Annotated in this window: 23 protein-coding genes, 1 pseudogene and 1 other annotated feature; of the genes and pseudogenes, 18 read left to right on the top strand and 6 right to left on the bottom strand. The window is 53.9% G+C overall.

Annotated features, from left to right (window positions below):
* The first annotated feature begins 13 nt into the window (after nucleotides 1–13).
* Entirely contained in the window at nucleotides 14–661 is a 648-nt protein-coding gene (gene gpmB / locus APU11_RS06890; RefSeq protein WP_013095504.1) for a 2,3-diphosphoglycerate-dependent phosphoglycerate mutase GpmB, read from the top strand.
* Here gpmB and robA read toward each other — a convergent pair.
* Entirely contained in the window at nucleotides 658–1527 is an 870-nt protein-coding gene (gene robA, locus APU11_RS06885; protein ID WP_013095505.1) for an MDR efflux pump AcrAB transcriptional activator RobA, read from the bottom strand. The genes gpmB and robA overlap by 4 nt on opposite strands.
* A gap of 211 nt (nucleotides 1528–1738) precedes the next feature.
* Here robA and creA point away from each other — a divergent pair, with 211 nt between their 5' ends.
* Nucleotides 1739–2212 (top strand): protein CreA, encoded by a 474-nt coding sequence (creA, locus tag APU11_RS06880; protein WP_040020122.1) that lies wholly within the window; start codon nucleotides 1739–1741, stop codon nucleotides 2210–2212.
* Between the two features lie 46 nt (nucleotides 2213–2258).
* On the opposite strand, the gene arcA is transcribed toward creA, so the two are convergent.
* Complete coding sequence (gene arcA / locus APU11_RS06875; RefSeq protein WP_003856501.1) at nucleotides 2259–2975, bottom strand: two-component system response regulator ArcA; 717 nt, start codon at nucleotides 2973–2975, stop codon at nucleotides 2259–2261.
* Between the two features lie 95 nt (nucleotides 2976–3070).
* Between arcA and yjjY the strand changes: the two genes are divergently transcribed.
* The 7 genes from yjjY (at nucleotide 3071) to APU11_RS06850 (ending at nucleotide 9878) form a co-directional block, all read left to right on the top strand.
* The gene (gene yjjY / locus APU11_RS27905; RefSeq protein ID WP_001541509.1) at nucleotides 3071–3211 is read left to right on the top strand and encodes a protein YjjY; all 141 of its coding nucleotides are present in this window, start codon (nucleotides 3071–3073) and stop codon (nucleotides 3209–3211) included.
* Between the two features lie 399 nt (nucleotides 3212–3610).
* Nucleotides 3611–4297: a tRNA/rRNA methyltransferase gene (locus APU11_RS06870; RefSeq protein ID WP_038418655.1), complete on the top strand. Its 687-nt coding sequence runs from the start codon at nucleotides 3611–3613 to the stop codon at nucleotides 4295–4297.
* 211 nt (nucleotides 4298–4508) lie between these two features.
* Nucleotides 4509–4577 carry a thr operon leader peptide gene (gene thrL / locus APU11_RS26620; RefSeq protein ID WP_015572623.1) on the top strand — a complete coding sequence of 23 codons (69 nt, stop codon included), beginning with the start codon at nucleotides 4509–4511 and terminating at the stop codon, nucleotides 4575–4577.
* Nucleotides 4516–4633 (top strand) — a sequence feature (Thr leader region). It overlaps the preceding gene by 62 nt.
* Before the next feature lie 24 nt (nucleotides 4634–4657).
* On the top strand, nucleotides 4658–7120 hold the full coding sequence (thrA, locus tag APU11_RS06865; protein WP_058651121.1) for a bifunctional aspartate kinase/homoserine dehydrogenase I: 2463 nt from the start codon (nucleotides 4658–4660) through the stop codon (nucleotides 7118–7120).
* 1 nt (nucleotide 7121) lies between these two features.
* On the top strand, nucleotides 7122–8051 hold the full coding sequence (thrB, locus tag APU11_RS06860) for a homoserine kinase (RefSeq protein ID WP_038418657.1): 930 nt from the start codon (nucleotides 7122–7124) through the stop codon (nucleotides 8049–8051).
* 3 nt (nucleotides 8052–8054) lie between these two features.
* Nucleotides 8055–9341 (top strand): threonine synthase, encoded by a 1287-nt coding sequence (gene thrC / locus APU11_RS06855; protein ID WP_058651120.1) that lies wholly within the window; start codon nucleotides 8055–8057, stop codon nucleotides 9339–9341.
* A 243-nt stretch (nucleotides 9342–9584) separates the two neighbouring features.
* A complete protein-coding gene (locus APU11_RS06850; protein WP_013095512.1) occupies nucleotides 9585–9878 on the top strand; it encodes a DUF2502 domain-containing protein in 294 nt (97 codons plus the stop codon).
* Nucleotides 9879–9911: 33 nt separating this feature from the next.
* Here the strand turns inward: APU11_RS06850 and yaaA are convergent, their stop codons facing one another.
* Together yaaA and APU11_RS06840 are read right to left on the bottom strand one after the other, a co-directional pair.
* Entirely contained in the window at nucleotides 9912–10685 is a 774-nt protein-coding gene (gene yaaA, locus APU11_RS06845) for a peroxide stress protein YaaA (RefSeq protein ID WP_013095513.1), read from the bottom strand.
* A 66-nt stretch (nucleotides 10686–10751) separates the two neighbouring features.
* Nucleotides 10752–12182: a sodium:alanine symporter family protein gene (locus tag APU11_RS06840; RefSeq protein ID WP_058651119.1), complete on the bottom strand. Its 1431-nt coding sequence runs from the start codon at nucleotides 12180–12182 to the stop codon at nucleotides 10752–10754.
* A gap of 262 nt (nucleotides 12183–12444) precedes the next feature.
* On the opposite strand from APU11_RS06840, the gene tal reads away from it, so the two are divergent.
* The 3 genes from tal to APU11_RS06825 all read left to right on the top strand — a co-directional run bounded on the left by tal (nucleotide 12445) and on the right by APU11_RS06825 (nucleotide 15541).
* The gene (gene tal / locus APU11_RS06835) at nucleotides 12445–13398 is read left to right on the top strand and encodes a transaldolase (RefSeq protein ID WP_013095515.1); all 954 of its coding nucleotides are present in this window, start codon (nucleotides 12445–12447) and stop codon (nucleotides 13396–13398) included.
* A 110-nt stretch (nucleotides 13399–13508) separates the two neighbouring features.
* Entirely contained in the window at nucleotides 13509–14096 is a 588-nt protein-coding gene (gene mog, locus APU11_RS06830) for a molybdopterin adenylyltransferase (RefSeq protein WP_013095516.1), read from the top strand.
* Nucleotides 14097–14218: 122 nt separating this feature from the next.
* Nucleotides 14219–15541, top strand: a complete 1323-nt coding sequence (locus tag APU11_RS06825) for an MFS transporter (protein WP_020688467.1) — start codon at nucleotides 14219–14221, stop codon at nucleotides 15539–15541.
* On the opposite strand, the gene satP is transcribed toward APU11_RS06825, so the two are convergent.
* Nucleotides 15518–16084 carry an acetate uptake transporter gene (gene satP / locus APU11_RS06820; protein ID WP_013095518.1) on the bottom strand — a complete coding sequence of 189 codons (567 nt, stop codon included), beginning with the start codon at nucleotides 16082–16084 and terminating at the stop codon, nucleotides 15518–15520. The genes APU11_RS06825 and satP overlap by 24 nt on opposite strands.
* A 297-nt stretch (nucleotides 16085–16381) precedes the next feature.
* Here satP and dnaK point away from each other — a divergent pair, with 297 nt between their 5' ends.
* The 4 genes from dnaK (at nucleotide 16382) to nhaR (ending at nucleotide 21833) form a co-directional block, all read left to right on the top strand.
* Nucleotides 16382–18295 carry a molecular chaperone DnaK gene (dnaK, locus tag APU11_RS06805; RefSeq protein ID WP_013095521.1) on the top strand — a complete coding sequence of 638 codons (1914 nt, stop codon included), beginning with the start codon at nucleotides 16382–16384 and terminating at the stop codon, nucleotides 18293–18295.
* 87 nt (nucleotides 18296–18382) lie between these two features.
* Nucleotides 18383–19528, top strand: coding sequence for a molecular chaperone DnaJ (dnaJ, locus tag APU11_RS06800; protein WP_014830600.1), 1146 nt, complete (start codon nucleotides 18383–18385; stop codon nucleotides 19526–19528).
* A gap of 173 nt (nucleotides 19529–19701) precedes the next feature.
* A complete protein-coding gene (nhaA, locus tag APU11_RS06795) occupies nucleotides 19702–20877 on the top strand; it encodes a Na+/H+ antiporter NhaA (protein WP_029882679.1) in 1176 nt (391 codons plus the stop codon).
* Nucleotides 20878–20933: 56 nt separating this feature from the next.
* A complete protein-coding gene (gene nhaR, locus APU11_RS06790; RefSeq protein WP_020688469.1) occupies nucleotides 20934–21833 on the top strand; it encodes a transcriptional activator NhaR in 900 nt (299 codons plus the stop codon).
* Between the two features lie 57 nt (nucleotides 21834–21890).
* Here the strand turns inward: nhaR and rpsT are convergent, their stop codons facing one another.
* The gene (rpsT, locus tag APU11_RS06785; RefSeq protein WP_003856458.1) at nucleotides 21891–22154 is read right to left on the bottom strand and encodes a 30S ribosomal protein S20; all 264 of its coding nucleotides are present in this window, start codon (nucleotides 22152–22154) and stop codon (nucleotides 21891–21893) included.
* 101 nt (nucleotides 22155–22255) lie between these two features.
* Between rpsT and APU11_RS28780 the strand changes: the two are divergent.
* A pseudogene (locus APU11_RS28780) lies at nucleotides 22256–22474 on the top strand (DUF2575 domain-containing protein).
* A 7-nt stretch (nucleotides 22475–22481) separates the two neighbouring features.
* Entirely contained in the window at nucleotides 22482–23408 is a 927-nt protein-coding gene (gene ribF / locus APU11_RS06780) for a bifunctional riboflavin kinase/FAD synthetase (protein ID WP_058651118.1), read from the top strand.
* Nucleotides 23409–23426: the final 18 nt, after the last annotated feature.

Genomic DNA, 23426 nt, shown 5'->3' with positions numbered 1-23426 from the left:
ACGGAAAAAAAGCATGTTACAGGTATACCTTGTTCGCCACGGTGAAACGCAGTGGAACGCCGAGCGACGTATTCAAGGCCAGTCCGACAGTCCTCTCACTGAAAAGGGTGTGCAGCAAGCGTGGCAGGTGGCAGAACGTGCCAGAACGCTGGGCATTACCCATGTCATCACCAGCGATCTAGGTCGCACGCAGCAGACGGCGCGCATTATTGCTGATGCCTGTGGTTGTGATGTGCTGCTTGAACCGCGCCTGCGCGAGCTGGATATGGGGGTGCTCGAAAAACGCCATATCGATACGCTGACGGAAACGGAAGAGGGCTGGCGCCGCACGCTGGTTAACGGTACCGAAGATGGTCGTATTCCTGAGGGCGAATCCATGCAGGAGCTGAGCGTGCGTATGCATGCTGCGCTGGCGGAATGCCTGAAGCTGCCCGCCGGAAGCCGTCCACTGCTGGTGAGTCACGGGATTGCGCTGGGATGTCTGGTCAGCACCATTCTGGGGTTACCGGCCTATGCGGAGCGCCGTTTGCGTCTGCGCAACTGCTCTATTTCCCGTATTGATTATCAGGAAAGCGCGTGGCTGGCGTCGGGATGGGTCGTTGAGATGGCAGGGGACATTTCGCATCTTGATGCCCCTGCACTGGATGAACTGCAGCGCTAACGACGGATCGGGATTAAGAATTCCATCCGCAGATTAATGGGGCCTTCTTCCGGTTTCGCATCACTTGCCGGGTAGTAGCGCTCAATATCCTGACCTTTACGGCGATTCAGGTTCAGCATAGGCATGCATGTTCCGTAAACGGTCAGGATGAATTCCTGTACGCCCGTTCCCAGCCCTTCGTAGGAGAACATCACATACTCTCCGCCTTCCAGCACGACCGGTTTAGAGCCCTGAATATAGCCATTGGCCATCTCCGGCGTTAACGCGGTGGTGTAGAACACCTCCTGCTCGTCGTCTTTTTCCTGGCTTGGATGCGTTTCGTTGAGACCATACAGGATAGGCGGGATCGCCGGGGCATGGCTCAGAAAGTCGCGCCAGAACTGAACGCGCATTTGATGGCGGAACTCAGAAATCTGCTCCAGAGAACAGGTGTAGCTCTGTGTCGTACCGATCAAATGGGTTTCCGGCAGGGTAATGATTTCGTACTTCGGCATGGCGAACTCGCCCAGACGCAGCGGCGGGCGCATACCGTATGAGCTCCAGTCAGGTGAGCGGCGATAGAGTGCTGGCGTCAACGAGAACTGTTTTTTAAAAGCTCGGGTGAATGTTTGTTGCGAGTCGAAACGATACTGCAGGGCAATATCAAGAATGGGCCGCGCGGTCAGGCGTAAGGCCACCGCAGATTTAGATAAACGACGTGCGCGAATATAGGCACCGATAGCATGACCGGTGACATCCTTGAACATCCTTTGCAGATGCCACTTGGAATAGCCTGCTTTAGCCGCCACATTATCCAGTGACAAAGGCTGGTCAAGATGACCTTCCAGCCAGGTTAGCAGGTCGCGAATAATTCCAGCTTGATCCATATACTATCCTCATCCTTAAAACAGCAGGTGCCTGATAACAGGTTAGCGGATAATAGCATTTTTTGATGTTTTAGCATTCAGTGTTTTTTTTGCTCATTAATGCTTTTTGTCCTGCGTTTTGGGTGAATATATTCTAATCCTGTGATCTTGCTACATTTTTGTCTAACGTGTTGAATAATCGCTCAACGTAATATTAAGAAATGGTAACAATATGAAATATAAGACATTGCTCTTAACAGCCTTACTGCTGATAGCGGGCCGCGCGGCGCAGGCGGAACAGATTGGTTCTGTCGATACCGTGTTTAAAATGTTTGGGCCGGACCACAAAATTGTGGTGGAGGCGTTTGACGATCCGGATGTGAAAAACGTCACCTGCTACGTTAGCCGGGCAAAAACCGGGGGGATAAAAGGCGGTCTGGGGCTGGCCGAGGATACATCCGATGCGGCCATCTCCTGCCAGCAGGTCGGGCCGGTTGAACTGAGCGACAAAATCAAAAACGGCAAAGCGCAGGGGGATGTGGTGTTCCAGAAACGGACGTCGCTGGTCTTCAAAAAGCTGCAGGTGGTGCGTTTTTACGATGCTAAACGTAACACCCTGGCCTACCTTGCCTACTCCGACAAAGTAGTGGAAGGCTCACCGAAAAACGCGATTAGCGCGGTGCCGATTATGCCGTGGCGGGAATAAAAAAAACGGCGCGAAAGCGCCGTTTTTTATGGTGCTGACTGCGGGATCACTCCTGCAGGTCACCGCAGAAACGATAGCCTTCGCCGTGGATCGTGGCGATGATTTCCGGCGTATCTGGCGTAGATTCGAAATGTTTACGAATACGACGGATGGTCACGTCTACAGTACGGTCGTGTGGCTTCAGCTCACGGCCGGTCATTTTCTTCAGCAGTTCTGCACGGGACTGAATTTTGCCCGGGTTTTCACAGAAGTGCAGCATCGCGCGGAATTCACTGCGCGGCAGTTTATACTGCTCACCGTTCGGGCTGATCAGTGAACGGCTATTGATATCGAGTTCCCAGCCGTTGAATTTGTAGCTGTCTACGCTACGACGCTCTTCGCTGACGGTACCCAGGTTCATGGTGCGGGACAGCAGGTTGCGTGCACGAATGGTTAACTCGCGTGGGTTAAACGGTTTGGTGATGTAGTCATCCGCACCGATTTCCAGGCCAAGGATCTTATCAACTTCGTTATCACGGCCTGTCAGGAACATTAATGCGACGTTCGCCTGTTCACGCAGTTCGCGCGCTAGCAGAAGGCCGTTTTTACCTGGCAGATTGATATCCATAATGACCAGGTTGATATCATTTTCAGAAAGGATCTGATGCATCTCTGCGCCATCGGTCGCTTCAAAGACATCGTAGCCTTCTGCTTCGAAAATGCTCTTCAACGTGTTGCGTGTTACCAACTCGTCTTCAACGATAAGAATGTGCGGGGTCTGCATGTTTGCTACCTAAATTGCCAACTAAATCGAAACAGGAAGTACAAAAGTCCCTGACCTGCCTGATGCATGTCGCAAATTAACATGACCGGGCTAACGTGACTAAAGTACGTAATTGCGTTCTTGATGCACTTTCCATCAACGTCAACAACATCATTAGCTTGGTCGTGGGTACTTTCCCTTTGGACCCGACAGTGTCAAAAACGGCTGTCATCCTAACCATTTTAACAGCAACATAACAGGCTAAGTGACACCTGACACCCAATAAAACTACGCTTCGTTGACATATATCAAGTTCAATTGTAGCACGTTAACAGTTTGATGAAATCATCATAGCTAAATGCTAGCCTTTGTCACAATTTTTCAATAAACCAACTAGTTGCGGATCTTGATTGATAAACGTTACGAATCCAACTTAAATCGCGTATTCACCCTGTCATTATCATTATAAAACATAAGGATAATCAGGTTCTGTTAACATTCTAAATGATTGTTCAGCTACAAAATAGTTTAGCGCTTTTAATTTGTTATGAAACGCTATTTCGGTGATTTGTGTTGCAAAATTGTAAATTCGCGCCGCGTAATATGTTGACGCGCATCACATTAATCCCCGCTAACTGATTAAAAAGAGAGCATAAATGCATCTGTCGATTGTACTGGTCGCGCCAGCCAGAGCTGAAAATATAGGCGCTGCGGCGCGTGCCATGAAGACCATGGGGTTCACCGATTTGCGTATTGTGGACAGCGCTGCTCACCTGGAGCCCGCGGCGCGTTGGGTGGCGCACGGGTCGGGCGATATTCTTGATAATATAACCACTTACGACACGCTCGCCGACGCGCTGCACGATATTTCGTTTACCGTTGCGACCACGGCGCGCAGTCGGGCGAAGTTCCACTATTACGCCACGCCAGCGGAACTGGTACCGATGCTGAGCGAGAAAAGCCAGTGGCTGGAAAAAGCGGCGCTGGTGTTTGGGCGGGAAGATTCAGGATTAACAAACGACGAACTGGCGCTCGCGGATGTGCTGACGGGGGCTCCAATGGTCGCGGATTATCCGTCCCTGAATTTAGGCCAGGCGGTGATGGTCTATTGCTATCAATTAGCGTCCTTAATACAAATTCCTCAACCGCCAGCGGTGGGTACCGACGAAAACCAACTGGCCGCGCTGCGTACGCGCGTTGACAACCTGCTGATGCAACTTGGCGTGGCGGATGACCAAAAAATGGCTGACTGGCTGCAGCAGCGTCTTGGGCGCCTGGAGCAGCGCGATACGGCAATGCTGCACCGTTTGCTGCACGATATCGAAAAAAAATTAGCCGAGTAAAATGCTGCCATAAGTTTTTACTATGGCGTAAGCGTCTGACGTTAAGGGTTGCCTCTGGCGGAATCGGATGAAAATAAATCTGCACGCAGCGGGACGTAAGAAGGCGCTGAATTGTGATCAAATTAAAAATTCATTGACTTAAGGTGCCCGATCCTTTAACCCTAAAAGAATACAGCACAGACAGATAATAATGACAGAGTACACAACATCCATGAAACGCATCAGCATCACCACCATTACCACAACCATCATCATTACCACAGGTAACGATGCGGGCTGACGCGTACAGGAAAAACAGAAAAAAGCCCGCACCTGAACAGTGCGGGCTTTTTTTTCGGCTAAAGGAAACGAGGTAGAACCATGCGAGTGTTGAAGTTCGGCGGTACATCAGTGGCAAATGCAGAACGCTTTCTGCGTGTTGCCGATATCCTGGAGAGCAACGCCAGGCAGGGACAGGTCGCGACCGTTCTCTCTGCGCCGGCAAAAATCACTAACCACCTGGTGGCGATGATTGAAAAGACCATTGGCGGTCAGGATGCACTTCCGAACATTAGCGATGCCGAGCGTATCTTCGCCGAGCTGCTGCAGGGGCTGGCGGAGGCACAGCCAGGTTTCCCGCTCGTACAGCTGAAAGCCTTCGTAGAACAAGAATTTGCCCAGATTAAACATGTGCTGCACGGTATCAGCCTGCTGGGTCAGTGCCCGGACAGCATCAACGCGGCGTTGATTTGCCGCGGTGAGAAACTCTCTATCGCCATCATGGCGGGCCTGCTGGAAGCGCGCGGGCATCACGTCACGGTGATTGATCCGGTTGAAAAACTGCTGGCGGTGGGCCACTACCTCGAATCCACCGTTGATATTGCTGAATCAACCCGCCGCATCGCTGCGAGCAAAATTCCTTCTGTCCATATAATCCTGATGGCGGGCTTCACCGCCGGCAATGAAAAGGGTGAACTGGTGGTGCTGGGCCGTAACGGCTCTGATTACTCTGCTGCTGTGCTGGCCGCCTGTTTACGCGCGGACTGTTGCGAGATCTGGACTGACGTTGACGGCGTATACACCTGCGACCCGCGCCAGGTACCGGACGCCAGGCTGCTGAAGTCGATGTCTTACCAGGAGGCGATGGAGCTTTCCTACTTCGGCGCGAAAGTGCTTCACCCTCGTACCATCTCCCCCATTGCCCAGTTCCAGATCCCTTGCCTGATTAAAAATACCGGTAACCCGCAAGCGCCTGGCACGCTGATTGGCGCCAGCACCGACGAAGATGGCCTGCCGGTGAAAGGTATCTCTAACCTCAACAACATGGCAATGTTCAGCGTCTCCGGGCCTGGTATGAAAGGGATGGTTGGCATGGCGGCGCGCGTGTTTGCCGCAATGTCACGCAATGGGATCTCTGTGGTGCTGATCACCCAGTCCTCATCGGAATACAGCATCAGCTTCTGCGTGCCGCAGGGTGACTGTCTGCGCGCCCGTCGTGCGCTGGAAGAAGAGTTCTATCTGGAGCTGAAAGAAGAGCTGCTGGAGCCATTATCCATTCAAGAACGTCTTGCGGTTATCTCCGTGGTTGGCGACGGTATGCGCACGCTGCGCGGTATCTCCGCCAAGTTCTTTGCCGCGCTGGCGCGCGCCAATATTAATATCGTGGCGATTGCCCAGGGCTCATCCGAGCGTTCTATTTCGGTGGTGGTTGATAACGATGACGCGACTACCGGCGTACGCGTGGTTCATCAGATGCTGTTCAACACCGATCAGGTGATTGAGCTGTTCCTGATTGGCGTGGGCGGTGTTGGCGGTGCGCTGCTGGAGCAGGTGAAGCGTCAGCAGGAGTGGCTGAAGAAGAAGCATATCGATCTGCGCGTCTGCGGGATCGCCAACTCAAAAGCGCTGTTGACCAACGTTCACGGGCTGAACCTGGAAAACTGGCAGGCCGAGTTGAACGAGGCAAAAGAGCCGTTCAACCTTGGGCGTCTGATCCGTCTGGTGAAAGAGTATCACCTGCTGAACCCGGTGATTGTCGATTGTACGTCGAACCAGGCGGTTGCCGATCAGTACGCGGACTTCCTGCGCGAAGGCTTCCACGTGGTCACGCCGAACAAAAAGGCCAACACCTCGTCGATGGATTACTATCACCAGCTGCGTCTGGCGGCGAGCAAATCGCGTCGCAAGTTCCTGTACGACACCAATGTGGGGGCGGGCCTGCCGGTTATCGAAAACCTGCAGAACCTGCTGAACGCGGGCGACGAACTGCAACGTTTCTCCGGCATTCTCTCCGGCTCGCTGTCCTTTATTTTCGGTAAGCTGGATGAAGGGATGAGCCTCTCAGAAGCAACCCGCGCCGCGCGTGAACTGGGCTACACCGAGCCGGATCCGCGTGACGATCTCTCCGGTATGGACGTGGCGCGCAAACTGCTTATTCTGGCGCGCGAAACGGGCCGTGAACTGGAGCTTTCCGATATCGTGATAGAACCCGTGCTGCCGGCTGAATTTGACAGCAGCGGTGACGTCAGCGCCTTTATGGATAATTTACCGCAGCTGGATGACGCTTTTGCCGCACGCGTGGCGAAAGCCCGTGATGAAGGTAAGGTATTGCGCTATGTTGGCAACATTGAAGAAGATGGCGTGTGCCGGGTGAAGATTGCCGAAGTCGATGGCAACGATCCGCTGTACAAAGTCAAAAACGGCGAAAACGCCCTGGCGTTTTACAGCCACTATTATCAGCCATTGCCGCTGGTGCTTCGCGGCTATGGCGCAGGGAACGATGTTACGGCGGCGGGTGTGTTTGCCGATCTGCTGCGTACCCTGTCATGGAAGTTAGGAGTTTAACATGGTCAAAGTTTATGCCCCGGCTTCCAGCGCCAATATGAGCGTCGGGTTTGATGTGCTGGGTGCGGCGGTGACGCCGGTGGACGGTTCACTATTGGGCGATACGGTCACGGTGGAAGCAGCAGAAAGCTTCAGCCTGAATAACGTGGGACGTTTTGCCAGCAAGCTGCCGTCCGAACCGCGCGAGAATATTGTCTATCAGTGCTGGGAGCGCTTCTGTCAGGAGATCGGGAAAAACGTGCCGGTCGCCATGACGCTGGAAAAAAGTATGCCGATTGGCTCTGGCCTGGGGTCAAGTGCCTGCTCTGTTGTGGCCGCGCTGGTGGCGATGAATGAGCACTGCGGCAAACCCCTGAACAATAGCCGTCTGCTGGGGTTAATGGGTGAGCTGGAAGGCCGCATCTCTGGCAGTATCCACTACGATAACGTCGCGCCGTGTTTCCTCGGCGGTATGCAGTTGATGATCGAAGAAAATGGCATCATCAGCCAGCAGGTGCCAGGGTTTGATGAGTGGCTGTGGGTCCTGGCCTACCCGGGTATCAAAGTGTCTACTGCGGAAGCGCGGGCGATCCTGCCTGCGCAGTATCGCCGTCAGGACTGCATCGCCCACGGGCGTCATCTGGCAGGCTTTATTCACGCCTGTTATACCCGTCAGCCACAGCTGGCGGCGAAATTGATGAAAGATGTGATTGCCGAACCGTATCGTACGAAGTTGCTGCCTGGCTTTAATGAGGCGCGACTGGCATCGCTTGATATTGGCGCGCAGGCGTGCGGCATCTCCGGCTCCGGCCCGACGCTGTTCGCCCTGTGCGATAAGCCAGACACCGCGCAGCGCGTGGCGGACTGGCTCTCTAAACACTACCTGCAAAATCAGGAAGGCTTTGTTCATATTTGCCGTCTGGACACGGCTGGCGCACGAGTACTGGGATAACGAATGAAACTCTACAATCTGAAAGATCATAACGAGCAGGTCAGCTTCGCGCAGGCGGTGACTCAGGGACTGGGCAAAAATCAGGGGCTGTTCTTCCCTCACGATCTCCCTGAATTCCCGCTGACCGACATTGATGAGCTGCTGAAGCAGGACTTTGTCACTCGCAGCACAAAAATTTTGTCTGCGTTTATCGGCGACGAAATCCCGCAGGAGTTGCTGGAAGAGCGCGTACGTGCGGCGTTCGCCTTCCCGGCACCGGTTCAGCAGGTTGAGCCGGATGTGGGCTGTCTGGAGCTGTTCCACGGCCCAACGCTGGCGTTTAAAGACTTCGGCGGCCGTTTTATGGCGCAGATGCTTACCCACATCAGCGGCGACAAGCCGGTCACCATTCTGACCGCCACCTCCGGGGATACCGGTGCCGCCGTGGCGCATGCTTTTTACGGTCTGAAGAATGTCCGCGTGGTGATCCTCTATCCGAAAGGCAAGATCAGCCCGCTCCAGGAAAAACTGTTCTGCACCCTCGGCGGCAACATTGAAACCGTGGCGGTAGATGGCGACTTCGATGCCTGTCAGGCACTGGTGAAACAGGCCTTCGATGATGAAGAGCTGAAAGCCGCGCTGGGGCTCAACTCTGCTAACTCCATTAACATCAGCCGCCTGCTGGCGCAGATTTGCTACTACTTCGAAGCGGTTGCCCAACTGCCGCAAGAGGCGCGTAATCAGCTGGTGGTTTCGGTACCGAGCGGAAACTTTGGCGACCTGACCGCGGGCCTGCTGGCGAAATCCATCGGGCTGCCGGTGAAACGCTTTATTGCGGCGACCAACGCCAACGACACCGTGCCACGCTTCCTGAAAGACGGTAAATGGGCGCCGAACGCGACCCAGGCGACGCTCTCTAACGCGATGGACGTGTCACAGCCAAACAACTGGCCGCGCGTGGAAGAGCTGTTCCGCCGTAAAGTGTGGCGTCTGGGCGAGCTGGGCTATGCGGCGGTCACCGATGAAACCACCAAAAGCACCATGCGTGAGCTGAAAGCGGTGGGGTATACCTCTGAACCGCATGCGGCGATTGCTTACCGTGCGCTGCGCGACCAGCTTAATCCTGGCGAGTATGGCCTGTTCCTGGGGACGGCGCATCCGGCAAAATTCAAAGAGAGCGTGGAAGAGATTCTGGGTGAAACGCTGCCGCTGCCGAAAGAGCTGGCGGATCGCGCTGACCTACCGCTGCTCTCTCATGAGCTGCCGGCGGATTTTGCCGCGCTGCGTAAGCTGATGATGACTCGAGCGTGATTTTTTGCCCGGTGGCGCTGCGCTTACCGGGCCTGCAACAATCTCAATCGTAGGCCGGGTAAGCGAAGCATCACCCGGCTTTTTTGTGAAGAAAATAAGGAGAAAAATAGCAGGGAAAAAGCAGAAATTCCCAATAAATGCGGTCACTTAGCGTTTAGGATTGCAGAGAATAACATCCCCGGTTCCCCTCACGTACTCTCCTTACATCGGCCCACGTTGGGCAAGAATCATAAGGAGTCACCGATGTCTAAACTGAAACCTGCGCTGATTGCGCTTTCACTGATGCTGGTCGCTCCCATGGCGGTACAGGCATCCGAAATCACCCTGGTTCCGGCGGTCAAACTGCAGATTGGCGATCGGGATAATAACGGCCATTACTGGGACGGTGGCCGCTGGCGCGACCATGACTGGTGGAAGGCGCATTATGAGTGGCGCGATAACCACTGGCGTCCACATGATGAGCATCGCGATCGTGACGATCGTCATGACCACCGCCACGACGATCACCGACCAGGCCCGGACTGGAAGCATCACTAATACAAACCCCGCCAGCAGGCGGGGTTGTTTTTTTTACTGTTCGTGACGCTTAAATACCAGTTCCCCTTTCCCTGACGCTTCCTCGTCAAAGAAATACCCCTCGCTGTTGAATCCGGTGAGCTGCTCTGGCTTCGTCAGGCGGTTTTGTATGATGTAGCGGCTCATCAGGCCACGCGCTTTTTTGGCATAGAAGCTGATGACCTTGAACTTGCCGTTTTTCTCATCAAGGAAGACCGGTTTAATAATTTCCGCATCGAGCTTCTTCGGCTTCACCGATTTGAAGTATTCATCGGAGGCGAGGTTAATCACCACGTTATCCCCCTGCGCGTGCAGGGCTGCGTTCAGCTTATCGGTGATAATGTCGCCCCAGAAATGGTACAGATCTTTGCCTTTGGCGTTTTCCAGGCGGATGCCCATCTCCAGACGATAGGGCTGCATCAGATCCAGCGGGCGCAGCACGCCGTACAGGCCTGAAAGCATACGCAGATGCTGCTGGGCAAAATCGAAATCGGCTTCGCTGAACTCTTCTGCCTGCAGGCCGGTATAGACATCGCCCTTGAAGGCCAGAAGCGCCTGGCGCGCATTCGCAGGAGTAAAGTCAGGATGCCACTCATGGAAGCGGGTCGCGTTGAGATCGGCGAGCTTATCACTGATGCTCATCAGAGAGGCGATTTGCGGCGCGGAGAGCTTACGCGCCTCGTGAATCAACTGTTGCGAGTAGTCCAGCAGTTCAGGCTGGGTATAACGCTCGGTCGCGAGCGGGCTCTGGTAGTCGAGCGTTTTTGCAGGTGAAATCAGAATCAGCATATCCAGTCCTTGCAGGAAATTTAAGGCGACTTTAGCAAAAAATCGCCCTGAATTGATCGATAGCTGTTATTGCCGCGGCAAATCATCCCACGTGCCGGGCGCAATCTGCGATTTGATTTCGGGATAGCGCGAGGCGTCAAATACCGGCGGAACCCCCAGCTTGCGCTGGCGAAGGTAATCCCGGGCGATGAGGGTGACTACGGGCGAGAGCAGCAAAATCGCCGTCAGGTTGGTGATCGCCATCAGCGCCATAATCACATCCGCCAGTTGCCAGACCACCGGCATGCTGAGCAGAGAACCCACGATGACCATCAGTAACATGCCCAGACGCAACAGGTTGAGCATGGGGCGAGAGTTGAGCTTCAGGAAAATGAGGTTGTTCTCGGCGTAAAGGTAATTGACGACCATTGAGCTGAAGGCGAACAACAGCAGAATGAGCGAAACAAATCCCGCTCCCCAGCCACCGGTAAGGTTCACCAGCGCCTGCTGAAGAAGCTGTATCCCGCCGGCTTCCGTTGAGTGAGAGATTGGGCCTGCCAGCAGCAAGATCATGGCGCTGGAGGAGCAGATAATAATCGTGTCCGTGAAGACGCCAATCATTTGCACAATGCCTTGCGCGGCCGGGTGAGGGGGCCAGGAAGCGGCCGCCGCCGCGGCATTGGGGGTAGACCCCATTCCGGCTTCGTTAGAGAACATACCGCGTTGAAAACCCGCCATCAGCGCCTGGCTAAAGGTATAGCCCAGCGCACCCGAAGCCGCTTCACGCCAGCCAAAGGCGCTGCTGAAAATGGTCGCAATCACATCCGGCACCTGGTCGATATGCAACGCAGCGACCAGCAGACTGGCCGCAACCCAGAGCAAGGCCATAACGGGAACCAGCCACTGCATCAGGCGGGCTGTACCCTTAAGACCGGTAGAGATGGTCAGCAGTATGCAGAGGGCTAACCCCGCGCCGGTGAGCCATTCCGGACAGGCGAAGGCATAGCGTAGGGCATGGGCGACAGAATTTGCCTGGACGGTGTTGAAAATCAGGCCATAGGCGACGAGTAAGAAAACTGAGAACAGCACGCCCATCCAGCGCATCCCTAAGCCGCGCGCCATGTACCAGGCTGGGCCACCGCGAAACTGGCCATGATGATCTTTTTCTTTGTAGAGCTGGGCGAGAGAGCATTCGGCAAAGGACGTTGCCATGCCGATAATTGCCGTCACCCACATCCAGAAAACCGCCCCCGGCCCACCGGCGCTGATAGCCAGCGCGACCCCCGCCAGGTTACCGCTGCCAAGCCTTGCCGCAAGGCTGGTGCACAGCGCCTGGAACGAGGTTAATCCACCGGGTTGTGGCGTGACGCTGTTTTTCAGACTTCTGCCAAATTTGCGGATATAACGAAACTGGATAAAACCGCTGCGTAACGTAAACCATATACCTGCTGCCAGAAGCAGGTATATCATTATCGAACCCCAGAGCACTTCGTTAATAAAGAAAAAGAAATCAGGCATTAACGTCCCTCATGTTGATGCCAGGGTAAGGATGTAAGCGCTACCACATATTGGGCGTACTGTTACGTAGCTGCCTCTTAATATTCCGAGTTTATCATACATTGGCTAAGCGCACTGTCTGCGGTTGCGCTACCCCTCTGGCGTGTTATCATCAGGGCAGACCGGTTACATCCCCCTAACAAGTAAACCTGTCATTTTTCCGCTGCAGGCATGCTGTCGGTAGCGTGAATTATCCAGGGCACGTTAAAAGAGAAACACTATCATGACGGATAAATTGACCTCCCTTCGTCAGTTCACCACTGTCGTAGCTGACACCGGAGATATCGCGGCAATGAAGCTGTACCAGCCGCAGGATGCCACAACTAACCCTTCTCTGATCCTTAACGCCGCGCAGATCCCTGAGTATCGCAAACTGATTGACGACGCTGTGACCTGGGCGAAAGCACAGAGCAACGACCGCGCGCAGCAGGTTGTGGATGCCACTGATAAACTGGCAGTGAACATCGGTCTGGAGATCCTTAAACTGGTTCCTGGCCGCATCTCTACCGAAGTGGATGCGCGTCTCTCCTACGACACCGAAGCGTCTATCGCGAAAGCCAAACGTCTGATCAAAATGTATAACGATGCGGGTATCAGCAATGACCGTATCCTGATCAAACTGGCATCTACCTGGCAGGGTATCCGCGCTGCTGAACAGCTGGAAAAAGACGGTATTAACTGTAACCTGACGCTGCTGTTCTCCTTCGCGCAGGCGCGTGCATGTGCGGAAGCGGGCGTATACCTGATTTCTCCGTTCGTGGGTCGTATTCTGGACTGGTACAAAGCCAATACCGACAAAAAAGAGTACGCCGCGTCTGAAGATCCAGGCGTGATTTCCGTGACTGAAATCTACGAATACTACAAACAGCACGGTTATGAGACCGTTGTTATGGGCGCAAGCTTCCGTAACGTCGGCGAAATCATCGAACTGGCTGGCTGTGACCGCCTGACCATCGCACCAGCGCTGCTGAAAGAGCTGGCTGAGAGCGAAGGTACCATCGAGCGTAAACTGTCTTACACCGGTGAAGTGAAAGCGCGTCCAGAGCGTATCACTGAATCCGAGTTCCTGTGGCAGCACAACCAGGATCCAATGGCGGTAGACAAACTGGCTGACGGTATCCGTAAGTTTGCTATTGACCAGGAAAAACTGGAAAAAATGATCGGCGATCTGCTGTAATCATTCTGCGTGACCGGGCTCCCGGTCACGCGACTTCTTTCGTACTCTGTCTGAAATTCCCCTCTGCGTGTATCATTCCCTTTAATCAGTACTTTTTGAATGGAATGGATATGAATACCTTACGCATCGGCTTAGTGTCGATTTCTGACCGCGCCTCAAGCGGTGTTTATCAGGATAAAGGCATCCCTGCTCTTGAAGAGTGGCTGGGTAGCGCGCTGACCACCCCGTTTGAAATCCAGACCCGCCTGATCCCGGACGAACAGCCGATCATTGAGCAGACGTTGTGTGAGCTGGTGGATGAGATGAGCTGCCACCTGGTGCTGACCACCGGCGGAACCGGTCCTGCACGTCGTGATGTGACACCAGATGCTACGCTTGCTATAGCTGACCGTGAAATGCCGGGCTTCGGTGAACAGATGCGCCAGATTAGCCTGCACTTTGTTCCAACGGCGATCCTCTCCCGTCAGGTGGGGGTGATTCGCAAGCAGGCGCTGATCCTGAATCTGCCGGGCCAGCCTAAGTCGATCAAAGAGACGCTGGAAGGGTTAAAAGCGGATGACGGCAGCGTGATCGTCCATGGGATCTTTGCAAGTGTACCGTATTGTATACAGCTGCTGGACGGGCCGTATGTCGAAACCGACGACAAAGTAGTAGCAGCATTTCGTCCTAAAAGCGCACGCCGCGAAACAATCTCCTGAAAATAATCATTATGTGACATTAGCTGAAGCTGCTGTGGTGTGCTAAAAGTTTTACGGTATAGTAATTTTTTCTTTACGATAGCTGTAATAATAATTCCACAACACACGCTAAATGGTTCGCTATGTCACATAACACCCGACCTCTGAATCGACAGGACTACAAAACTCTTACGCTCGCGGCCCTGGGCGGCGCGCTGGAGTTTTACGATTTCATCATCTTTGTTTTCTTTGCCGCTGTGGTGGGGGAGTTGTTCTTCCCGGCGGATATCCCGGAATGGCTGCGTCAGGTGCAAACCTTCGGTATTTTTGCTGCCGGGTATCTGGCGCGTCCTCTTGGTGGGATTGTGATGGCGCACTTTGGCGATCTTGTCGGGCGCAAAAAGATGTTTACCCTCAGTATCCTGCTGATGGCCGTGCCGACGTTGGCCATTGGTCTGCTGCCAACCTACGCCTCGATGGGCATTCTCGCCCCGTTATTGTTGCTGCTGATGCGTATTCTTCAGGGGGCGGCCATCGGCGGTGAAGTGCCGGGGGCGTGGGTGTTTGTCGCGGAGCATGTTCCGGCGCGCCGCATTGGTATCGCCTGCGGAACCTTAACCGCGGGGCTAACGGTGGGGATTTTGCTCGGTTCCGTGGTCGCGACAATTGTGAATACCAGCATGACGCAACAGGCCGTACACGACTGGGGCTGGCGTCTGCCGTTCCTGCTGGGCGGGGCGTTTGGCCTGGTGGCGATGTACCTGCGCCGTTGGCTCCAGGAGACACCGATTTTCCTCGAAATGCAGCAGCGCAAAGCGCTGGCACAGGAGTTGCCCGTTAAAGCCGTCGTGGTGCGTCATAAAAAAGCGGTGGTGGTGTCGATGCTGCTTACCTGGTTGCTCTCGGCAGGCATTGTGGTGGTGATTTTGATGTCGCCGGTCTGGCTGCAAAAGCAGTACGGCTTTGCCCCGGCGGTGACCTTACAGGCGAACAGTATCGCCACGGTTATGCTCTGCTTCGGCTGCCTGGCCGCCGGGCTGGCTGCGGATCGTTTCGGTGCCAGCGTAACCTTTATCGTTGGCAGCCTGTTACTGGCGGGCTCAAGCTGGGCGTTTTACCATCTGGCCGGTAGTCATCCTGAACAGCTGTTCCTTTTATACGGCGTGGTAGGGCTGTGCGTTGGCGTGGTGGGGGCGGTGCCTTATGTGATGGTTCGGGCCTTCCCGCCAGAAGTCCGCTTCACCGGGATCTCATTCTCATACAATGTTTCATATGCCATCTTCGGTGGACTGACGCCGATTGCGGTTACGGTATTGATGGGCGTGTCACCGCTGGCACCTGCCTGGTATGTGCTGGCGTTGTCGCTGATGGGGCTGGTGTTGGGGATTTGGCTTCGCCAGATGGGAGAATGTCGTGCCCGCGAGGCGGACACGACAGAGGGATCAGTGTTTTTCACCAATCGGTAAAATGGTGCGGTCAAACTGCTCGTTCAGCACTTCACCCATTGCCAGGTAGATAGCGCTTGCGCCGCAAACCAGACCAATCCAGCCTGCAACGTGAACGATGCCTTCGTTGTCCACCAGATGACCAATCGCCAGCAGGGCGAACAGCACGGTCAGGCTCAGGAAGACAAACTGCAGTGCGCGGTTACCCTTGAGGGTGCCGAAGAACATGAACAGGGTGAAGACACCCCACAGGCCCAGGTAAACGCCCAGGAAATGGGCGTTTGCCGCCTCTGCCAGGCCCATTTTAGGCATAAGCAGAATGGCGACCAGGGTCAGCCAGAAGGAACCGTAAGAGGTAAAGGCGGTTAAGCCGAAGGTATTGCCTTTCTTATATTCCAGCAGGCCCGCGAAGATTTGCGCGATACCGCCGTAAAAAATGCCCATCGCCAGGATAATGCCGTCCATCGGGAACATCCCGATGTTGTGCAGGTTCAGCAGAATGGTGGTCATGCCAAAACCCATCAGGCCCAGCGGAGCCGGATTAGCCAACTTAGTGTTGCCCATAAGTCCTCAAAAAAATCATCATTAATATGGTGAAATGGTTAAACCCGCGACAGTACTCCCTGAAGGGGCGCGGCATCATAATGGGCGCAAACGATGCCGTCTATGATCTCGTCAGGGTGAAATTAAAATTTTTTTTATCCTTCCCCCCTTGATGGATGACGTTGCGACCCCATCTTGTAAGCAACCGCAGTGTGTGGACCTGAAAAAAATCAAATGTGGGCAGTTGAAAAAGCACGTTCTGCCCTTATTACAGGTACACAACCACATGTTGACTGAATTTTTAGTGGAGACGTTTAGATGGGTAAAATTATTGGTATCGACCTGGGTACTACCAACTCTTGTGTAGCGATTATGGATGGCACTACTGCACGTGTGCTGGAGAACGCCGAGGGCGATCGCACCACGCCTTCTATCATTGCCTATACCCAGGATGGTGAAACTCTGGTTGGTCAGCCGGCTAAACGTCAGGCAGTGACGAACCCGCAAAACACCCTGTTTGCGATTAAACGCCTGATTGGCCGCCGCTTCCAGGACGAAGAAGTTCAGCGTGACGTTTCTATCATGCCTTACAAAATCATCGCAGCAGATAACGGCGATGCATGGCTTGATGTGAAAGGCACCAAAACAGCACCACCTCAGATCTCTGCAGAAGTGCTGAAAAAAATGAAGAAAACCGCAGAAGATTACCTGGGTGAGCCGGTAACTGAAGCTGTTATCACCGTTCCTGCGTACTTCAACGATGCTCAGCGTCAGGCAACCAAAGATGCTGGCCGTATCGCAGGTCTGGAAGTAAAACGTATCATCAACGAACCAACCGCTGCTGCTCTGGCTTACGGTCTGGATAAAGAAGTTGGCAACCGTACTATCGCGGTTTACGACCTGGGTGGTGGTACCTTCGATATCTCTATTATCGAAATTGACGAAGTAGACGGCGAAAAAACCTTCGAAGTTCTGGCAACCAACGGTGATACGCACCTGGGTGGTGAAGACTTCGATACCCGTCTGATCAACTATCTCGTTGACGAATTTAAGAAAGATCAGGGCATTGACCTGCGTAACGACCCGCTGGCTATGCAGCGCCTGAAAGAAGCCGCTGAGAAAGCGAAGATCGAACTCTCTTCCGCTCAGCAGACCGACGTGAACCTGCCGTACATTACTGCAGACGCGACTGGTCCTAAGCACATGAACATCAAAGTGACCCGTGCGAAACTGGAAAGCCTGGTAGAAGACCTGGTGAACCGTTCTATCGAGCCACTGAAAGTTGCACTGCAGGATGCTGGCCTGTCCGTGTCTGATATCAACGACGTTATCCTCGTTGGTGGCCAGACCCGTATGCCAATGGTTCAGAAGAAAGTGGCTGAATTCTTTGGTAAAGAACCACGTAAAGACGTTAACCCGGATGAAGCAGTGGCAATTGGTGCTGCGGTTCAGGGCGGCGTGCTGACCGGTGATGTTAAAGACGTTCTGCTGCTGGACGTTACCCCACTGTCTCTGGGTATCGAGACCATGGGTGGCGTAATGACGGCGCTGATCAGCAAAAACACCACCATCCCAACCAAGCACAGCCAGGTGTTCTCTACCGCTGAAGATAACCAGTCTGCGGTAACCATCCATGTGCTGCAGGGTGAGCGTAAGCGTGCGTCTGATAACAAATCTCTGGGTCAGTTCAACCTGGATGGTATTAACCCGGCACCACGCGGCATGCCGCAGATCGAAGTGACCTTCGATATCGATGCTGACGGTATTCTGCACGTTTCCGCGAAAGACAAAAACAGCGGTAAAGAGCAGAAGATCACCATTAAGGCCTCTTCCGGTCTGAACGAGGAAGAGATCCAGAAAATGGTTCGTGAAGCGGAAGCCAACGCGGAATCTGACCGTAAGTTCGAAGAACTGGTTCAGACCCGTAACCAGGGTGACCATCTGCTGCACAGCACTCGTAAGCAGGTTGAAGAAGCAGGCGATAAACTGCCAGCGGAAGACAAAACTGCTATCGAAGCTGCACTGAGCGCGCTGGAAACGTCTCTGAAAGGCGAAGACAAAGCGGATATCGAAGCGAAGATGCAGGAGCTGGCACAGGCTTCTCAGAAGCTGATGGAAATCGCTCAGCAGCAGCATGCCCAGCAGCAGGCAGGCGCTGACGCTTCAGCGAACAACGCGAAAGACGACGACGTTGTCGACGCTGAGTTCGAAGAAGTTAAAGACAAAAAATAATCGCCCTGATGCAGGGTAATTAATCGGCACGGGCGTAGGAGAACTCTCCACGCCCGTGCTCGCATGTTAAGGGGCTTAAAAAAACCAATGGCAAAGCAAGACTATTACGAGATTTTAGGCGTTCCGAAAACTGCGGAAGAGCGTGAAATCAAAAAGGCGTATAAGCGCCTGGCCATGAAATTCCACCCGGATCGCAACCAGGGTGACAAAGAGGCTGAAGCTAAATTTAAAGAGATCAAAGAAGCCTACGAAGTCCTGACCGATGCACAAAAACGTGCGGCCTATGACCAGTACGGTCACGCAGCCTTTGAACAGGGCGGCATGGGTGGCGGTGGATTCGGTGGCGGCGGCTTTGGCGGCGGCGCTGATTTCAGCGATATCTTTGGCGATGTTTTCGGCGATATCTTCGGTGGTGGCCGCGGTCGTCAACGCGCAGCGCGTGGTGCGGATCTGCGCTACAACATGGAGCTGACGCTGGAAGAGGCCGTTCGCGGTGTCACCAAAGAGATCCGTATCCCGACGCTGGAAGAGTGTGACGTTTGCCATGGCAGCGGTGCGAAAGCGGGTACGCAGCCACAAACCTGTCCAACCTGTCACGGTTCCGGTCAGGTGCAGATGCGTCAGGGCTTCTTCGCCGTCCAGCAGGCGTGTCCGCACTGTCATGGTCGTGGGACGCTGATTAAAGATCCATGCACCAAATGCCACGGCCACGGTCGCGTTGAGAAAACCAAAACCCTGTCCGTTAAAATCCCGGCTGGCGTAGATACGGGTGACCGCATCCGTCTGGCAGGTGAAGGCGAAGCAGGTGAGCACGGCGCACCAGCAGGCGATCTGTACGTTCAGGTGCAGGTGAAACAGCACGCTATCTTTGAGCGTGAAGGCAACAACCTCTACTGTGAAGTCCCGATCAACTTTGCTATGGCAGCGCTCGGTGGCGAAATTGAAGTGCCTACACTGGATGGGCGCGTGAACCTGAAAATCCCAGGCGAAACGCAGACCGGTAAGCTGTTCCGCATGCGCGGTAAAGGCGTGAAATCCGTTCGCGGTGGTGCGCAGGGCGACCTGCTGTGCCGCGTGGTGGTTGAAACCCCGGTTGGCCTGAACGACAAGCAGAAGCAGCTGTTAAAAGAGCTGCAGGAAAGCTTTGGCGGCCCGACGGGTGAGAAAAACAGCCCACGCTCCAAAAGCTTCTTCGATGGCGTCAAAAAATTCTTCGATGATTTGACCCGCTAAATCGTTAGCTGGTAACTATCCTTTAAAAACCCGGAAGCGATTCCGGGTTTTTTGTTTCTTGTTCGAAAGCTCGGTTAAACTGAGTATATATTCAATATTAATCTGTTTTTACCGATTTGTTTGCGCTGATATTATGGTTTTATCGAGGTATTGTTGTAAAAGAGAGAATTAACGTGAAATTACTACACCGTTTCTTTAGCAGTGAAGCATCCGGCGGCGTGATCCTGATTATTGCTGCTGCGGCCGCGATGCTGCTCGCCAACATGGGCATGACGCGCGATCTCTATCACGCATTTCTGGAAACGCCCGTCGAGCTTAAGGTCGGCGCGCTGGAAATTAACAAGAACATGCTGCTGTGGATCAACGATGCGCTGATGGCGGTGTTCTTCCTGCTGGTGGGGCTTGAGGTGAAACGTGAGCTGGTGATGGGCTCGTTAGCCAGCCGCCAGCGCGCAGCATTTCCGGTGATCGCCGCCATTGGCGGGATGGTCGTTCCGGCGCTGCTCTTCCTCGCGTTTGCCTGGCAGGATCCTGTTGCGCGTGACGGGTGGGCGATCCCGGCGGCAACGGATATCGCGTTTGCGCTTGGCGTTTTAGCGTTGCTCGGGAGCCGGGTTCCGGTTGCACTGAAAATCTTCCTGATGGCGCTGGCGATCATTGATGACCTGGGGGCTATCGTCATTATCGCGCTGTTCTACACCAGCGATCTGTCGATTCTGTCGCTGAGCGTGGCAGCAGGGGCGATTGCTGTCCTGGCGCTGTTGAACATTTTCAATGTCCGTCGCATTGGAATTTACATCCTTGTGGGGATGGTGTTGTGGACGGCGGTGCTGAAATCGGGTGTCCATGCCACGCTGGCCGGGGTGATCGTCGGCTTCTTTGTGCCGCTTAAGCCGCAGGAGGGTAAATCACCCGCCAAACAACTGGAGCATGTGCTGCACCCGTGGGTCGCCTTTATGATCCTGCCGCTGTTTGCGTTTGCCAACGCGGGCGTTTCCCTGGGAGGGGTTACGCTGGAGGGGCTCACTTCCGTGCTGCCGCTGGGTATTATTGCCGGGCTGTTTATTGGTAAACCGCTGGGGATCAGCCTGTTCTGCTGGCTGGCGCTGAAGCTTAAGCTGGCATCGTTGCCGAACGGCACAACATTTGGTCAGATTATGGCGGTCGGCGTGCTGTGCGGTATCGGATTTACCATGTCGATCTTTATCTCGACGCTGGCGTTTGGTGCAAACGCGCCTGAGCTGATTATCTGGGCAAAACTCGCCATTCTTATCGGTTCATTACTGGCCGCAGTTATTGGTTATACCTTATTGAAGGTGAAGTTGTCCGGGCAGGTCGTCCAGGCATAACGGAAAACCGGGAGGAGGTCATTCTTCTCCCGATACACTCAGGGAGAGAAGACGCGATGTCTCATTTGAATTACAACCATCTGTATTACTTCTGGCATGTTTACAAACAAGGCTCGGTGGTCGGGGCGGCAGAAGCTCTTTTTCTGACGCCACAAACTATCACCGGGCAAATCAAGGCTCTGGAAGAACGCCTGCAAGGCAAGCTGTTCAAGCGTAAAGGACGTGGCATAGAGCCAAGCGAGTTGGGTGAACTGGTTTTTCGCTATGCGGACAAGATGTTTACCCTGAGCCAGGAGATGCTGGATATCGTCAACTACCGCAAAGAGTCTAATTTGCTGTTTGACGTGGGCGTGGCGGATGCCCTCTCGAAACGGCTGGTGAGCGGCGTGCTGGATGCGGCGGTGGTTGAAGACGAGCAGATCCATTTGCGCTGTTTTGAATCCACACACGAAATGCTGCTGGAGCAGTTGAGCCAGCATAAGCTGGATATGATTATCTCGGATTGCCCCATCGACTCCACGCAGCAGGAGGGGCTGTTTTCGGTCAAGATTGGTGAATGCGGGGTAAGCTTCTGGTGCATCAACCCGCCTCCGGAAAAACCGTTCCCTGCCTGTCTGGAAGAACGCCGCTTGCTGGTGCCGGGAAGGCGCTCCATGCTGGGGCGTAAGCTGCAGAACTGGTTTAACTCTCAGGGGCTGAACGTGGAGATCCTGGGTGAGTTCGATGATGCAGCACTGATGAAAGCGTTTGGTGAGGCGCACAACGCAATCTTTGTTGCGCCGACGCTGTACATGCACGATCTCTATTCAGATAACAAGATTACCGAGATTGGCAGAGTCGATAACGTCATGGAGGAGTACCACGCCATCTTCGCCGAAAGGATGATTCAACACCCGGCGGTGCAGCGTATCTGTAACCGCGACTACTCGGCGCTGTTTACCCCGCCAGCAAACTGAAGGTATAAAAAAACCCGCGTTAAGCGGGTTCTTTAAACAAGCAACAACAAGCGGCGATTAAGCCAGTTTGTTGATCTGCGCGGTCAGGTTTGCTTTATGACGCGCTGCTTTGTTTTTGTGGATCAGACCTTTAGCAGCCTGACGATCCACGATTGGTTGCATTTCGTTAAATGCGTTCTGCGCTGCAGCTTTGTCGCCAGCTTCGATTGCTGCGTATACTTTCTTGATGAAAGTACGCATCATAGAGCGACGGCTTGCGTTGTGCTTACGAGCCTTTTCAGACTGAACGGCACGTTTCTTAGCTGATTTGATATTAGCCAAGTCCAACTCCCAAATATGATCTATGTGGACAATTCAAAGGCCGAGGAATATGCCCTCTTTGCCTTCTTTTGTCAATGGATTTGTGCAAATAAGCGCCGTTAATTAGCGACGCTACGTTACGTAGTGATGGCGCAGGATTCTACCAGCTTGTCTTTCGTGAATACAGCTTTTCGGCATAAAAATCGCAGTTCCCGGGCAGATTTTTTTGCTGTGAAAGGTCAGCATGATGAAATCATTACGGCTTTCTGTTTTGTGCAGACAATCGTCGGTTAACCTTAATCGCTGTACAAGGTATACTTTGGCGATTTTCACTGTTTTGAGCCAGACATGAAGCTGATACGCGGCATACATAATCTCAGCAAAGCCCCCCACGGGTGCGTGCTGACCATTGGTAATTTCGACGGCGTGCATCGTGGGCATCAGGCGCTGTTGCAGGGATTGCGTAAAGAAGGGGAGGCACGTGGCCTGCCCGTGGTAGTGATGATTTTCGAGCCGCAGCCGCTGGAACTGTTCGCGGGCGATAAATCGCCTGCCCGACTTACTCGCCTGCGCGAGAAGTTGCGCTATCTGGCACAGTCCGGTGTGGACTACGTATTGTGTGTCCGTTTTGATCGTCGTTTTGCCGCGCTGACAGCACAAAATTTCGTCAGCGACCTGTTGGTCAAGCGCCTTGGCGTGCAGTTTCTCGCCGTGGGTGATGATTTCCGCTTTGGCGCTGGTCGTCAGGGCGATTTCTTGCTATTACAGAAGGCTGGCCTGGAATATGGTTTTGACGTCACCAGCGCGATGACCTTTTGCGAAGGTGGCGTGCGCGTCAGCAGTACGGCGGTTCGTCAGGCGCTGGCCAATGATGAACTGGAGACCGCAGATAATTTGCTGGGGCATCCGTTTACCATTTCTGGTCGTGTGGTTCATGGCGATGCGCTGGGGCGTACGATAGGTTTCCCGACGGCGAATATACCGCTGCGTCGTCAGGTCTCCCCGGTTAAAGGGGTATATGCGGTGGAAGTGGCTGGACTGGGCGAGAAACCTTTTTACGGTGTCGCCAATATTGGCACACGTCCTACGGTCGCCGGTGTGCGACAGCAGCTGGAAGTGCATCTGCTGGACGTTGTAATGGACCTCTACGGTCGCCATATAGATGTCATACTGCGTAAAAAAATACGCAATGAGCAGCGATTTGCCTCGCTGGATGAACTAAAAGCGCAAATCGCGCGAGATGAATTAACGGCCCGCGAGTTTTTTGGGCTTTGAACCCGGCTTAAATGCCTA

The sequence above is a fragment of the Enterobacter sp. 50793107 genome, from assembly GCF_001463365.1.
GTDB classification, from domain to species: Bacteria; Pseudomonadota; Gammaproteobacteria; order Enterobacterales; family Enterobacteriaceae; genus Enterobacter; species Enterobacter cloacae.
The sequence above is the reverse complement of the archived record's forward strand: the minus strand, read 5'-3'. Positions and strand labels throughout refer to the sequence as shown.